Raw genomic sequence first — 12,888 nt, forward strand, 5'->3', positions numbered from 1 at the left:
TCGGGCACGTCGCCCGCGACGGGACTCACATCACTTTCACGTCTGCCGCGGCTTTCGGCCGTCACCTCAAGAGCCCGATGGGGACCAATGGGCCCTGCCGGCGTGTGATCGGGGTCCGGGCGGCCTTCCGCCGAGCCCCATCGGCCCTATCGGCAGGGCCCCGCCGGAGCCACCGTCGAAGGAGGCACCACGACGAGGAGGTGTTCCGTCATGAGCACCACGAAGCGGCTGTGGCGGTGGCGGAGCAATCCGCTGCGGCGGCACGAGGACGTCGTCGAGGCGTGGATCGTCCTGGCTGTCTGGGTGGTGGTCGCCGTCGCCGGCGCCGTCGCCGGACTGGTGACGGCTTGGAGCGCCGAGCACGAGTTCGCGGAGCAGCGCGCCCACAGGCACGCCGTTCGAGCGGTGCTGGTCACCGACGCGCCACACGGCGCCACCACGGACCGGCAGACCGACGGCCGGGTCCGGGGCTCCGTGCGCTGGGCGGCTCCCGACGGCACCCCCCGCGGTGGGCAGACGCTGGTCGGCGGTGGCCTGAAGGCCGGAGCCTCGGTGACCGTCTGGCAGGACGACCAGGGCCGGCTCGCGCCCTCGCGGCCGACGGGCCGTACCGAGGGGCACGTCGAGGCCGCTCTCTTCGGTGCCGCGGCCACCCTCGCCGTCGCGGCTCCGGTCTTCGGTGCGGGTGCTCTCGCTCGAGCCCGGCTCGACCGGCGTCGCATGGCCCGCTGGGACCAGGAGTGGGAACTGCTGGGAACGCAGTGGGGCCCGAAGACGGGCTGAACCGTCCCCCGGGAGCCGGCCCTCCCGGCACCCGCCCCATGGGCACGCGGCCCCACGGGACACAAGCTGGAGGCGAGGTTCATGAACGAGACGCTGTCCCTCGGCCGGATCGCCGGCGTGCGGGTCGGCCTGAACTGGAGCGTCCTGGTCATCGTCGTCCTGGTGACGGTCGCTCTCGCGCGCGGTCAATTCCCTGCCGCCCATCCGGGCTACTCCGCCGTGCAGTACTGGACGCTGGCCCTGCTGGCCGCAGTGGTCTTCCTCGTCTCGCTGCTGGCGCACGAGCTGGCGCACGCCGTGGTCGCCCGCCGTAACGGCGTGCAGGTCGACGGCATCACCCTGTGGATGCTGGGCGGTGCGGCGCGCCTGCACAGCGAGGCCGCGACACCGGCCGCGGAGCTGCGCATCGCCGCCGTGGGCCCGCTCACCAGTCTGCTGGCCGGTGGCGCCCTGGCGGGCGTCGCCGCCGGGCTGGACGCGTTGCACGCGTCCGGGCTCGTGGTCGAGGCGGTCGCCTGGCTGTCCGCGATCAACATCCTGCTGGGCGTCTTCAACGCGCTGCCCGCCGCCCCGCTCGACGGGGGACGGCTGCTGCGGGCGTACCTGTGGCATCGCACGGGCGACCGGCTGCGGGCCACCCGCGGCGCCTCGGCGGCGGGCCGGGCGCTGGGCTGGTTCATGGTGCTGACCGGCTTCGCGGCCGTGCTGTTCGGGCACCACCTGTCCGGCCTGTGGCCCGCGCTGATCGGCTGGTTCCTCATCAGCGCGGCGACCGCTGAAGCCCGCCAGGCGGAGATGCGGAGCGTACTGGGCGGAATCCCGGTCAGCCGCGTCATGACCCCGAACCCGGTCACGGTTCCGGACGCGGCGACACTCGCCGGCTTCGTCGCCGAGGGGCCCTTCGGCCACTACCGCCACTCGGCCTTCCCGGTGCTGGCGGCGGATGGCTCGGTGGTCGGTCTGCTCACCGTGCGGCGTGTGGAGGTGACACCGGCCCAGGCGCGTGCGAGCACGACGGTCCGCGAGGCGATGCGTCCCCTGGACGACGTCGTCATCGCCGCGCCCGAGGAGCCGGTGCTGGATCTGCTGCCCCGGCTGGAGGCGAGCCCCGTCCGCCGTGCGGTGGTCCTGGACGAGGGACGCCTCGTCGGCATCCTCACCGTCGCCGACATCACCCGGGCTCTGGCCTGGCCGGCCGAGCCCGCGCAGACCCCGCCGCGGGGCACCGGTCCGCACCTGACCAAGGAGGCGTCATGACCGGAGCCGTGCGATCGTGGTGCCGGCGCGCGGTGGCGCTGTCCCCGCCCGCGCGGGCCGGGCTCAGACGCGCTCCGGCACCACGGCCACCGGGCAGGCCGCGTGGTGGAGCACCCCGTGGGCGACGCGGCCGAGTTGGAGGCCGAAGCGACCTTGGCGGCGCCGGGCGCCGACGACCAGCAGGTCGGCTTCGCGGGACACCGCCAGCAGGGCGTCGCGGGCGAAGCCCTCGATCGTACGGCGGTGCACCCGCAGGCCGGCCGGGGTGTCCCGCAGCGCCTCCTCCACCAGTTCCGCAGCCCGCTGCTCCTGGAAGTGGGCCGGTTCCCCGACGAGCAGGGGATGCGCACGGGGCTCGTGCAGCGGTCGGCGCCAGGCCCGCACAGCCTCCAGCGGGACCCCGCGCAGCAGGGCCTCCTCGGCCGCGAAACGTACGGCGGCCGAGCCTGCCTGCTTCTCGCCCACCCCCAGGAGGACGCGGCCTCGTGCGCCGGAGCGGTTGTCGTGGCTGCCGCGCACGACGATCAGCGGGCAGTGCGCGTGGCCGGCCACCGCGACGCTCACGGAGCCGAGCAGTGCCTCGGTCACACCGCTGCGGCCCCGGCAGCCCAGGACCATGGCGAGGGCGCTGTGGCTCTCCCGGATCAGGCTGTACCCGGCTTCCTCGGGCAGCACGTCGGTGGTGACCTTCACGCCTGGCTGCCGCTGACGGGCGCGCCGTTCGGCGGTCCCCACGATGTCCTCGGCCATCACCTCCTCCGAGGGCGTGCCGAGGTCGTGGGCGAAGATCCCGCCCTCGTAACGCTCCCAGAGGGAGGCGTACACGAGACGGAGTGACGCCCCGCGCAGGGCCGCCTCGTCGGCAGCCCACTCCACTGCTCTCATGCTCGGCTCGGAGCCGTCGATTCCGACGACGATCGGGAGGTCCACGGGCTCGCCGAAGGCCCGTGCGGCTGGTGCCTTCATGGGTTCTCCTCCTCGGGGCGGCGGCTCAGCCGTGCGCGACGACCGCGACGGGGGCGGTGATGTGGTGCAGGGCCGCGTGCGTGACATGGCCGATGTGAGCACCGAAGGAGCCGGTGCGGATACGCCGGCCGACGACCACCAGGGAGGCGTCACGGGAATCGTTGACGAGGACCTGCGGCGCGCTGCCGCACCGGCTCGCCTCGATGACCTCGACGTCCGGGAACTTCTGCCGCCAGGGACGCAGCACCTTGCCCAGCAGGGAGGCCTGTCCGCGCGCGAGCGTGTCGTGGAGTTCGGCGTCACCGGGGAAGCGGTAACCGGACGTGGACGGCTCGGGCCAGGCGTGGACGGCCCGTAGGGCGGCTTCGCGGCGAGCGGCCGAGTCGAAGGCGAATTCCAGCAGTGTGTCGTCCGGCTGATCGATGTCGAGGCCCAGGACGACGGGACGGAACGGCGGCGCGGCGGACGGTACGCCCGCCGGGTCCCTCCCGTGGTCGTCACCGGCCTGCTCCTCCGCGCGCACCAGCACCACCGGGCGCTCGGCACGGGCCACGATCCCCAGACTCACCGAGCCGACCATGAACCCTCGTAGTCCACCGAGCGCCCGCGAGCCCAGCACCAGTAGTTCGGCGTGGCCCGCCGCCTCGCAGAGGACGTCGGCCACGGTCCCCGTGAGCTGCTCGGTGATCACCTCGATGCCCGGGTGGCGCAGCCGGATCCCTTCCGCGGCCTCGTGTGCCAACCGCTCGGCCCAGCGCTGGTAACGCTCTATGTCCAGCAACGGGGTACGGGCGGCGTACCGGGGCGTCGGCTCCTGGACATGCACGATCTTCAAGGGCAGACCGCGCAGCAGCGCTTCACGAGCCGCCCACTCGGCTGCGGCCCGGCTTCCGGGCGAGTCGTCGAGGCCGACGGTGACGGTCCGGGACATGGTCTCCACCTCCGGGTGAGAGGGTTCCGCTTTCCGCGTGGCGCTGCGGCGCCGGCCGGACGTGATGTCCTCCCCCGCCGTGGCGGTCCGGGCCGCCGCCGCGCTCGCCGAGGCCGCGCGCGTCATGGCGCGAGAGGGGGTCAGGCGGCGGTGAGCAGGTTCTTCACCTCGACCACGTCGGAGATCTCCTCCACCTCCGCCACCAGCCGGGCCAGCGCAGCGGGGGGCATCCGCCCGGTCAGCTCCACGATGCCGTCGTGCACGGCGACTTGCACGTTCTCCCGGTCCCCCGGTGGGCAGCAGGCTGCGATCGTCGCCTCGACCTCCGTCCGGATCCCGGCGTCGTCCCTGATGAGGCACTGAAGCAGCGCATCACGGCGCACGACGCCCACCAGGCGGCCATCGCGGTCGGTGACAGGCATCCGCTTCAACCGGGACAGCGCGGCGAGCCAGCCCGCCTCGGCAACCGTCGCGCCGGGGAGCACAGTGATCGCGGGACTTGTCATCAGGTCGGCGGCCGAATCGCCACGAGCCTTGCCATGGATCCGGCGCTCACGCAGCCTGCCGATGGGTCCGGGCCGGTGACCGGACGCCTCGAAAGCGACCTTGGCCAGCAGGTCGGACTCCGAGACGACGCCGATCACATGGTCCTCGGCGTCCACCACCGGGAGTGCGCCGACGTGCTCGCGCGCCAGCGAGCGGGCGATGTCGCGGTACGGCAGGTCTTCGCGCAGGGAGGCGGCGGGCACGTCCATCACGTCCCGCACCAGGGGCAGTGCGGGTTCGGACGCGGACGCGGACTGCGGCGTGAGCGGGGCGGACGGAGGTACGGACCGGGTACCGCTCGGCGGAGTCGTCGGGGCCTGCGCCTGCGTACCCGCGTGCTTGGCGGCGGCGGTGGCCACGGCACCCAGGTAGCGGAGCAGCGTGTCCCGCCGTGCCGTTTCACCGGGGCTCCGGGGGCGGGAGGGCACATCCTGCCGGGCTTCGGCCTCCGTGGAGAAGTTCTCGTGCTCGTTCACGACGGCCTCCTGACTCCGTCGAGTCGCCTACCGTCCCAGTCTTTCGCTCTCGCCGGCCGTGCCAAGAGCCGAACGGCCCTGGTGGAACGGCGTGACGGCCCTATCCGGTGCGGGCCGGGACGGCAACGGTGAGACTGGAGGAGCAGCCGATCGGCAGGAGGCCGCCGATGAGCTTGCGGGACTTCCTGGAGCGGTTCCGTCCGGCGGGCACGCCGGGAGCGTCCGCCACCGGTGTGCCCGCCGACCGTACGGCGGAACGCACCGCGGAACTGGAGCCCGCCCTCGCCCGGCTGGCGGACGTTCAGCGGGAGGCGGCGCGGATCCGGGCAGCGGCTGAGCGGGAGGCCGAGGCACTGCGGCAGAACACCGCGCGAGAGGCGGCACGCCTTGTGGAGGCCGCGCGAGACCACGCTCCCGAGGTGCGCCGGCAGGCCGCGGAACCCCTCCTGCGGGAAGCGCGGCAAGAGGCGGACGCCCTCCGCGCCCGCGGAGACCGCACTGCCTCGGTGATCCGCGAGCGCGCCTTGGAGCGCATGCCCCGCCTGGTGGATCTCGCTGTGGCCGATGCCCTGCGCCTGACAGGCGGGGAGCGGGAGGGGCCATGAGTGCCGGGTGGGTCGCCGCGACGGTGCGGGCGAAGGCCCTCGTCGTCCGGTATCCGGGCACCGCCGGGGTACGGGAGATCGCGCGTGGTCCGACCCTCGATGACGCCCTGCGACGCCTGGCGACCACGCCCTACGCGAGATACGCACGGACGGCGACGGACGTGCGCGAGGCCCAGCGGGCGGTGTCCGCCACCCTGCTGTGGCACCTGCGGGTACTGGCCGGCTGGCTGCCCCGGGGCGGTGCCCGCCTGCTGGTCCCGCTCGCCGCCGGGTTCGAGATCGCCAACGTCGCCTCCCGGCTGCCCGCACCGGACGGCCGCCGCGCCGAGGCTCCGGAGCCCTATCGGCTCGGGGCGCTGGAGACCGCCTGGCGAAATCTGCAACGCGCCGGGACACCCGCTGAGACACGGGCCGCGCTCACCGCCTCCCCTTGGGGCGACCCGGGCGGCGACACGCCGTGGGCCCTGGTCACCGGCATGCGGATGGCCGCCGTGCGCCGCACCGCTGTCGCCGTACAGCCCGCGCGCCGCTGGGCCCAGGGACGCGCTGTCCTGCTGGCGGCCCGTGAGATGTTCGTACATCACCGCTCTCTTCCGGAGCCCGTACTGCGCGATGCGGCGCGGCTGCTCGGGAGGCGGGCGACGGTCGCCGCCACGTACGAGGAGTTCCGTGGGCGTCTGCCCTCGTCCGCGGGTTGGGCCCTGAAGGACATCGACGAGCCGGGTGAGCTGTGGCGGGCCGAAGCCCGTTGGTGGCGGACGGTGCAGGCTGACGGCGCGGCGCTGCTGCGTGCGGGCCGGCACGGGCCCCGGGCGGTCGTCGGTGCGGTGGCGCTGCTGTCCGTGGACGCCTGGCGGGTGCGGGCGGCGCTGGAGTCGGCGGCGCGCGGTGGCCGGCCCGGGGAGGTGTTCGATGCCCTGGTCTGAGGCGGTGACGCCGGTCCGGATGCGCCGTGTGGCGGTGGTCGTCCCGCAGGCGGCCCTGCGGGACGCTCTGGTGCGGATCGCCGAGGAGGGCTGCGTGGAACTGGACCACGCCGAGGAAGCGGCTCCGGGTGCGGCGGCCACGCGCCTGCAACGGTTGCGGGGGCGGGGCGGGCCAGGCGGCGCCGAGAGCGCCGCCACAGCAGTGCTGTCCTCCGCCGCGCCCGACCTCGACCTGCTCGAACGCCGTGAGAACGTCGCACTGCTGGCGGGCGAGGCCCTGTTGGAGGAGCGCGCCGGGAGCGCGGTACGGCAGGGAGAGGTGGCCGCGCTCGCCGGGTGGTGCCCGGCCGCCGAGGTACCCCGCGTCGCGGAACGCCTGGCCGCTGCGGGAGGCGCTCTGCTGCCGCTGCCGTACCCGCACGGGACCGATCCGCCGACACTGCTGCGGCCGGGCCGGGCCGCCTCCTTCACCCCGCTGGTGACGACGTACGGGACACCCGCCTACGCGGACGTGGATCCCTCGTGGCCGGCGGGCCTCGCCTACGTCGCGATGTTCGGAATCATGTTCGGTGACGTGGGGCACGGGGCGCTGCTGGTGCTCGGCGCCGTCGCATTGCGCCTCGGGTGGCCCCGCCGGTCGGCCGGGCTGGGCCGGTTGTGGCCGTTTCTCGCGGGTGCGGGCGTCGCCTCCATGGTGGCGGGGGCCGCCTACGGCGAGTTCTTCGGGCCGACGGGTCTGCTGCCGGTGCTGTGGCTGAGCCCGCTGGAGCGTCCTGCTCGTCTGCTGGCCGCCGCCGTGGTGTTCGGTGCCGGTCTGCTGGCCCTCGCCCACGCCGCCGGGGCGGTGAACCGGGTGCGTGAGGGCGGCTGGGGCTCGGGGCTGTACGCGGCGTCGGGCTGTGCCGGGTTGCTGTTCTACCTGGGCCTCGCTCTGGCCGCGGCGGGCCCGGTCCTGCACCGGCAGGCTCCGGCCGTCGCCGGAACCGCTCTTGCCGTGACCGGGCTGGCGCTGGTGGCGTTCGGCCTGTTCCGGGCCACGGCGGGCGGCGGCGCGGGAGTCGCCGAGACAGCGGTGCGGCTGTTCGACGTCGTCGTGCGGACGGGCACCAACACCCTGTCGTTCGCCCGGCTGGCCGCGTTCGGCCTGACCCATGCCGCCCTCGCGGGTCTTGTGTGGCGCGGTACGACCGGCCTGGCCGGCCGAGGTGCCGCCGGAGTCGTGGGGGCCGCCCTCCTGTTCGTCGTCGGCACGGCCGTGACCTTCGGCCTGGAAGCCCTGGTGGCCGGTGTGCAGGCGCTCCGGCTGGAGTTCTACGAACTCTTCTCCCGGCTCTTCGAGGCGGAGGGCCGGCCGTTCCGTCCCTGGCACGTTCCCCCTGCGGAACCCGCCGATCCCGCTACGAAGGTGATCCCATGCTCACCTGGTTGATCGTCCTTCCGGTCCTGGTCGCGGCGCTCGGCGCCGTCCGGCTGCTGCGGCGGCGCCGGGCCGGACACGCCTTCCGCTGGCTGCTGGCCACTGACCTCGCCCTGCTGGGCGGCGCCCTGGTCGTCCTCGCCACCGCCCTGGCGGGGCCGGCACGAGCCTCGGCGCAGGCCGCCGCGTCCGGTGGCGTCAACGGATCCGCCTTGATCGGGGCGGCCATCGCGGTGGCCGGCGCGTCGATAGGAGCCGCGATAGCCGTCGCCTACACGGGCGCCGCGGCGCTGGCCGCGTTGAGCGAGCGACCGGAGATGTTCGGCCGGGCGATGGTGATCGTCGGTCTGGCGGAGGGCATAGCCGTGTACGGGCTGGTGGTCGCGATCCTGCTGATCGGAAGGGCATGACGATGGCCACCGTGGCCGCCATCGGCACCCGGACCAGCGTGTCCGGCCTGGCGCTGGCGGGGATCGACGTGCTGGTCGCGGAGGATCCGGACGCCGTCCGCCGGGCCTGGCGGACGCTGCCCCGCACGGTCGGCCTCGTGATCCTCACGGCCGACGCCGCCGAAGCGCTCGTCGGCCAGGCGACGGCACCGGACCCGTCCCGGCCGCTGACGGTGGTGATGCCCGGATGACCGCGCCCTTGGACGCGCTGAGCCCCGTCCGCGCCGCATTGCTGCGCGCGGCACGGGCCTCCGCCGACGCCGTTCGGGACCGCGCTCAGGCCGACGCGGAGGAAACCCTGCGCTCAGCCCGCGCCACGGCCGAGGCGGTGCTCGCGCGGGCCCGGGACCTCGGCAGAGCCGACGGTGCCGCCGAGGCGGCTCGCGAACGGGTGCGGGCGGCCCAGGACGCCTGGGCGGCGGAACTGGCGGCCAGGGCAGAGGTCTACGCGGCCCTCAGGACTGCGGTTCACGCAGGTGTGCGCAGGCGATTCACGGAGGACGCGTCTGTGGGGTCGCTCTCCGCGGAGGCGGCACGAAAGCTGTTGGGTCCGCAGGCGAGGGTCACGGCGGCCCCGGCGGGCGGGGTGACGGCCGAGGTGCCCGGCCGCCGGGTCGACCTGTCGGCGGACGCCCTCGCCGATCGTGCCCTGGACCGGCTGGGTGTACGGGCCGAGACGTTGTGGGAGCCGGCGTGACCACCGTCGGCAATCCTTCGTCGGACTCGCCGGACACGCGCGCGCTCCCGAGGATCACGGCCGGTGCTGCGCCGGACGGCGCGGACCGCCCACGGATCCTCCGCGTCGCCGGCCCCCTCGTGGAGATCACCTGCCCGCCCGCGGTGGCCATGCACGACCTGGTGGTGCTGGGTGCCGCCCGGCTGCCGGGCGAGGTGGTCGCCATCCACGGCGACACGGCCACCATCGAGGCCTACGAGTACACCGGGGGGCTGGCTCCCGGGCACCCCGCGGAGCCCCAGGGCCGCCCCCTGTCGGTGCGGCTGGCACCGGATCTGCTCGGCGGCGTGTTCGACGGGCTGCTGCGTCCTCTGGCCGGCATCGGCGACCTTCTCACGGCAGGCGAAACGGCGGCCGGTGAACCGGAGCGGCACACCTGGTCGTTCACACCGCGAGTGGCTGCGGGAGGTTCGGCTGCGGCCGGTGACGTCCTCGGGGAGATCGGCGCGGGCGTGCCGCTGCGGCTCCTGGTGCCTCCGGACCTCTCGGGTGAGGTGACCTGGGTCGCGGCGGCGGGCGATCACCCCTCGGACGGCGTGCTCGCCGTGGTGGGCGGCCAGGAAGTGCGGCTTGAGCAGACCTGGCCGGTGCGCAGACCACGACCGGTCGCGCGGCGGTTGCCGGCGGACGTGCCCCTGAACACCGGACAGCGGGCCGTCGACCTGCTCTTCCCGGTGGCCCGCGGCAGCACGGTCGCCGTGCCCGGCGGCTTCGGCACCGGCAAGACCATGCTGCTGCAACAGATCGCCAAGTGGTGCGACGCCGACGTCATCGTCTACGTCGGCTGCGGCGAGCGCGGCAACGAGATGGCGGACGTCATCGAGGAGTTGGCGGAGCTGACCGACCCGCGGACCGGGGGTCGTCTGGCCGAACGGACCGTGACGATCGCGAACACCTCCAACATGCCGATGATGGCCCGCGAGGCCGGCGTGCACACGGGCGCGACGGTCGCCGAGTACTTCCGCGACATGGGCCTCGACGTCGTTCTGATCGCCGACTCGACCTCCCGCTGGGCGGAGGCGCTGCGCGAGTTCGCCTCCCGTAGGGGAGAACTCCCCGCCGAGGAAGGCTATCCGGCGGGGCTCGCCTCGCAACTGGCCGCGTTCTACGAGCGGGCCGCCGCCGTGCGCACCCTCGGCGGCGCGACCGGCTCGGTCACGGTGATCGGCGCGGTGTCCCCACCGGGCGGTGACCGCACCGAGCCCGTCACCGCGCACACCGAGCGCTTCGTGCGCTGCCTGTGGAGCCTGGACCGCGATCTCGCCTACGCCCGCCACTATCCCGCGGTGTCCTGGTCGGAGTCCTTCTCCCGGGACGCCGCCGCGCTGGCCGCCGCCCATGCGCGGGCCGGTGACGCCGCGTGGGCCGAGCGGCGTGGTCGTGTGGCGCGGCAGCTGGCGGAGGCAGACCGGCTGGCCGACCTCGTCGAACTGGTCGGCATCACGGCGCTGCCGCCCCGGGAACGGATCAACGTGCTCGCCGGACGGCTGCTGCGCGAGGCCGCGATCCAGCAGAACGCGCTGTCCCCGGCGGACGCCTACAGCGCCCCCGGGAAGACGGCGGCCCTGGTGGAGGCCGTACTGACGGTCATCGACCGCTGCCTGGAACTGGTGGACTCCGGCATCCCCGCGAATGCCGTCGAAGCGGTCGACTTCAGTCCACTGCTGCGGGCACGCGAGACGGCGGGCCCCGCCGAGACCGCTCCGGTCACCGCGGCCCGCGACAGCGTGCTGGCCCGCCTCAAGGAGGCGGCATGACCGGCGCCGTGGGCATCGAGTACACGAGGGTGCGGGAACTGCGCGGTCCGCTCCTGTTCGTCGAGGGAGTGAGCGGGGTCGGGTGGGACGAGTTCGCCACGATCGTCCTCGACTCCGGTGGGCGACGGCACGGCCTGGTCCTGGAAGTGGACCGCGACGTGGCGGTGGTGCAGGTCCTGGAGGACACGGCCGGCATGAACCGCACCGGCACCCGCGTCGCCTTCTCGGGGACGCCGCTGCGGATCCCGGTCGGTGCCGGATGGCTGGGGCGCGTGTGCGACGGGCGCGGCGAACCGGCCGATGGCGGGCCCCCGGTACTGGGCGGGTCGTACGCGGAGGTCGGTGGCGCGCCGATCAACCCGGTGCGCCGGGAACCGCCGGACGAGGCCGTACTCACCGGTGTGGGCGCCGTGGACGTGCTCACCACCCTGGTGCGGGGCCAGAAGCTGCCGGTGTTCTCGGCAGCCGGGCTGCCGCACCTGGAACTCGCCGTGCAGATCGCGGCCCAGGCGACGTGCGCGGGGGAGCCGTTCGCCGTCGTGTTCGCCGGCATGGGGCTCACCCATGCCGACGCGGCGTTCGTCCGCGAAGGGCTGGCGGCCCGCTCGGCCGCGAGGGAACTGGTCCTGTTCGTGAACACGGCGGACGACCCGGTGATCGAACGGCTCCTCACCCCGCGACTTGCCCTGACCGTCGCCGAGCACCTGGCGTTCACCGAGGGCCGTCACGTCCTGGTGGTCATGACGGACATGACGGCCTACGCGGAGGCGCTGCGCGAGGTGTCCGCCGCCCGTGGCGAGATTCCGGCCCGCCGGGCCTACCCCGGATACCTCTACAGCGACCTGGCGTCCCTCTACGAACGCTGCGGTCGCATCAGGGGCCGGCCGGGCTCGGTGACCGTCCTTCCCGTTCTCACCATGCCCGCGGGCGACATCACCCACCCCGTCCCGGACCTCACCGGCTACATCACGGAAGGCCAGATCGTGCTGAGCGCGGAGGTGCAGGCAGCAGGTACCCATCCGCCCGTGGATCCGCTGGCCTCGCTGTCGCGGCTGATGCGCAAGGGAACCGGAGCGGGACGCACCCGCGCGGACCATCCCGCCGTCGCGGCGCAGTTGATCGCCGCGCTGGCCCGGTCCCGGCAGGTGCGGGAGCTCGCCGACCTGATCGGACGCTCGGCGCTCAGCCCGACCGATCTGCGCCACCTGGACCTGGAGGAGGCTTTCCGGCACCGGTTCCTGGCGCAGGGCACCGACGAGAACCGGTCGCTGGACGACTCCCTGGACCGGGCCTGGGAGGTGCTGCTGACCCTGCCGCGCAGCCAGCTCGGCATGCTTCCGGCCGGCCTGCTCGACGCTCACGCTCCGCCGCGGGACCAGGAGGCACGATGAGCCCGCGGGTTCGCCGCGTCCCGGCGGGACGGGCCGGACGCCTGCGGCTGCGTCGCAGTCTCGCCACGGCGGTCCGCGGAGCGGACCTCCTGGAACGCAAGCTCCGGCTCCTGCGGGACCGGGAGCACAGGGCACGGCGAGCGGCTGAGGACGCGGGCAGGGTGTGGCGCCAGAGGCTGGCCGAGGCGGAAACGTGGCTGGTGCGAGGCGTGCTGCTCGGCGGCGAACGCGCGCTGGCCGAGGCAGCGCCGCTGGAACGGGCGCGCGTAGACGTCCAGTGGGGTGCGCTGATGGGCGTGCGCCACCCGGCAGCGGTCGGCTGGACGGACCCCGTCCGCTCCCCGCGGGAGCGGACACCGTCCAACACCGCCCTCGCCCACGCCGAGACGGCCTGTCGTGCCGCGGCCCGCGCCGCGGCGGAACTCGCGGCCCACCAGGCAGCCGCCGAGCTTCTGGCCGCCGAGGCCGTACGCACTGGGCAGCGGGTCCGCGCCCTGCGCCGGCACTGGATCCCCCGGCTGCGGGACGAGCTGGCCGTGGCGGAACTGGCGTTGGAGGAGGCGGAGCACGAGGAAGCGGTACGGCGCCGCTGGGCCGCCGGCGCCGGCGGCCTCTGAGCGTTCCGCCCGACCGCCCAGCCGACGGGCC

Annotated in this window: 14 protein-coding genes; 11 read left to right on the top strand and 3 right to left on the bottom strand. The window is 74.5% G+C overall.

The genetic code is table 11. From position 1 onward, the window contains the following. The first annotated feature begins 210 nt into the window (after positions 1-210). Positions 211-783: an Rv1733c family protein gene (locus tag IE273_RS17770; protein WP_189816159.1), complete on the top strand. Its 573-nt coding sequence runs from the start codon at positions 211-213 to the stop codon at positions 781-783. 81 nt (positions 784-864) lie between these two features. Next, positions 865-2,040, top strand: coding sequence for a site-2 protease family protein (locus IE273_RS17775; protein ID WP_189816160.1), 1,176 nt, complete (start codon positions 865-867; stop codon positions 2,038-2,040). A 63-nt stretch (positions 2,041-2,103) separates the two neighbouring features. Here IE273_RS17775 and IE273_RS17780 read toward each other — a convergent pair whose 3' ends face one another. The 3 genes from IE273_RS17780 to IE273_RS17790 form a co-directional block, all read right to left on the bottom strand. Further along, a complete protein-coding gene (locus IE273_RS17780) occupies positions 2,104-3,006 on the bottom strand; it encodes a universal stress protein (protein WP_189816161.1) in 903 nt (300 codons plus the stop codon). Between the two features lie 25 nt (positions 3,007-3,031). Next, the gene (locus tag IE273_RS17785) at positions 3,032-3,937 is read right to left on the bottom strand and encodes a universal stress protein (RefSeq protein WP_189816162.1); all 906 of its coding nucleotides are present in this window, start codon (positions 3,935-3,937) and stop codon (positions 3,032-3,034) included. A 140-nt stretch (positions 3,938-4,077) separates the two neighbouring features. Next, positions 4,078-4,959 (bottom strand): CBS domain-containing protein, encoded by an 882-nt coding sequence (locus IE273_RS17790; protein ID WP_189816163.1) that lies wholly within the window; start codon positions 4,957-4,959, stop codon positions 4,078-4,080. Positions 4,960-5,126: 167 nt separating this feature from the next. On the opposite strand from IE273_RS17790, the gene IE273_RS17795 reads away from it, so the two are divergent. The 9 genes from IE273_RS17795 to IE273_RS17835 are packed head-to-tail and all read left to right on the top strand — an operon-like array spanning position 5,127 to position 12,857. After that, positions 5,127-5,564, top strand: coding sequence for a hypothetical protein (locus IE273_RS17795; protein WP_229887270.1), 438 nt, complete (start codon positions 5,127-5,129; stop codon positions 5,562-5,564). Further along, positions 5,561-6,490, top strand: a complete 930-nt coding sequence (locus IE273_RS17800; protein ID WP_189816164.1) for a hypothetical protein — start codon at positions 5,561-5,563, stop codon at positions 6,488-6,490. Before IE273_RS17795 ends, IE273_RS17800 begins: the two co-directional genes overlap by 4 nt. Beyond that, positions 6,477-7,919 (top strand): V-type ATPase 116kDa subunit family protein, encoded by a 1,443-nt coding sequence (locus IE273_RS17805; RefSeq protein WP_229887271.1) that lies wholly within the window; start codon positions 6,477-6,479, stop codon positions 7,917-7,919. The genes IE273_RS17800 and IE273_RS17805 overlap by 14 nt, the downstream gene beginning before the upstream one ends. Next, positions 7,904-8,317, top strand: a complete 414-nt coding sequence (locus IE273_RS17810) for an ATP synthase subunit C (RefSeq protein WP_189816165.1) — start codon at positions 7,904-7,906, stop codon at positions 8,315-8,317. The genes IE273_RS17805 and IE273_RS17810 overlap by 16 nt, the downstream gene beginning before the upstream one ends. Beyond that, positions 8,314-8,547, top strand: coding sequence for a V-type ATP synthase subunit F (locus IE273_RS17815; protein ID WP_189816166.1), 234 nt, complete (start codon positions 8,314-8,316; stop codon positions 8,545-8,547). Before IE273_RS17810 ends, IE273_RS17815 begins: the two co-directional genes overlap by 4 nt. Next, positions 8,544-9,053 (top strand): hypothetical protein, encoded by a 510-nt coding sequence (locus IE273_RS17820; protein ID WP_189816338.1) that lies wholly within the window; start codon positions 8,544-8,546, stop codon positions 9,051-9,053. Before IE273_RS17815 ends, IE273_RS17820 begins: the two co-directional genes overlap by 4 nt. Further along, the gene (locus IE273_RS17825; RefSeq protein WP_189816167.1) at positions 9,050-10,849 is read left to right on the top strand and encodes a V-type ATP synthase subunit A; all 1,800 of its coding nucleotides are present in this window, start codon (positions 9,050-9,052) and stop codon (positions 10,847-10,849) included. The genes IE273_RS17820 and IE273_RS17825 overlap by 4 nt, the downstream gene beginning before the upstream one ends. Continuing rightward, positions 10,846-12,240 carry a V-type ATP synthase subunit B gene (locus IE273_RS17830; RefSeq protein ID WP_189816168.1) on the top strand — a complete coding sequence of 465 codons (1,395 nt, stop codon included), beginning with the start codon at positions 10,846-10,848 and terminating at the stop codon, positions 12,238-12,240. Before IE273_RS17825 ends, IE273_RS17830 begins: the two co-directional genes overlap by 4 nt. Continuing rightward, the gene (locus tag IE273_RS17835) at positions 12,237-12,857 is read left to right on the top strand and encodes a V-type ATP synthase subunit D (protein WP_189816169.1); all 621 of its coding nucleotides are present in this window, start codon (positions 12,237-12,239) and stop codon (positions 12,855-12,857) included. Before IE273_RS17830 ends, IE273_RS17835 begins: the two co-directional genes overlap by 4 nt. The last annotated feature ends 31 nt before the right edge of the window (positions 12,858-12,888 follow it).

This window comes from Streptomyces olivaceoviridis, from assembly GCF_014650115.1.
GTDB classification, from domain to species: domain Bacteria; phylum Actinomycetota; class Actinomycetes; order Streptomycetales; family Streptomycetaceae; genus Streptomyces; species Streptomyces olivaceoviridis.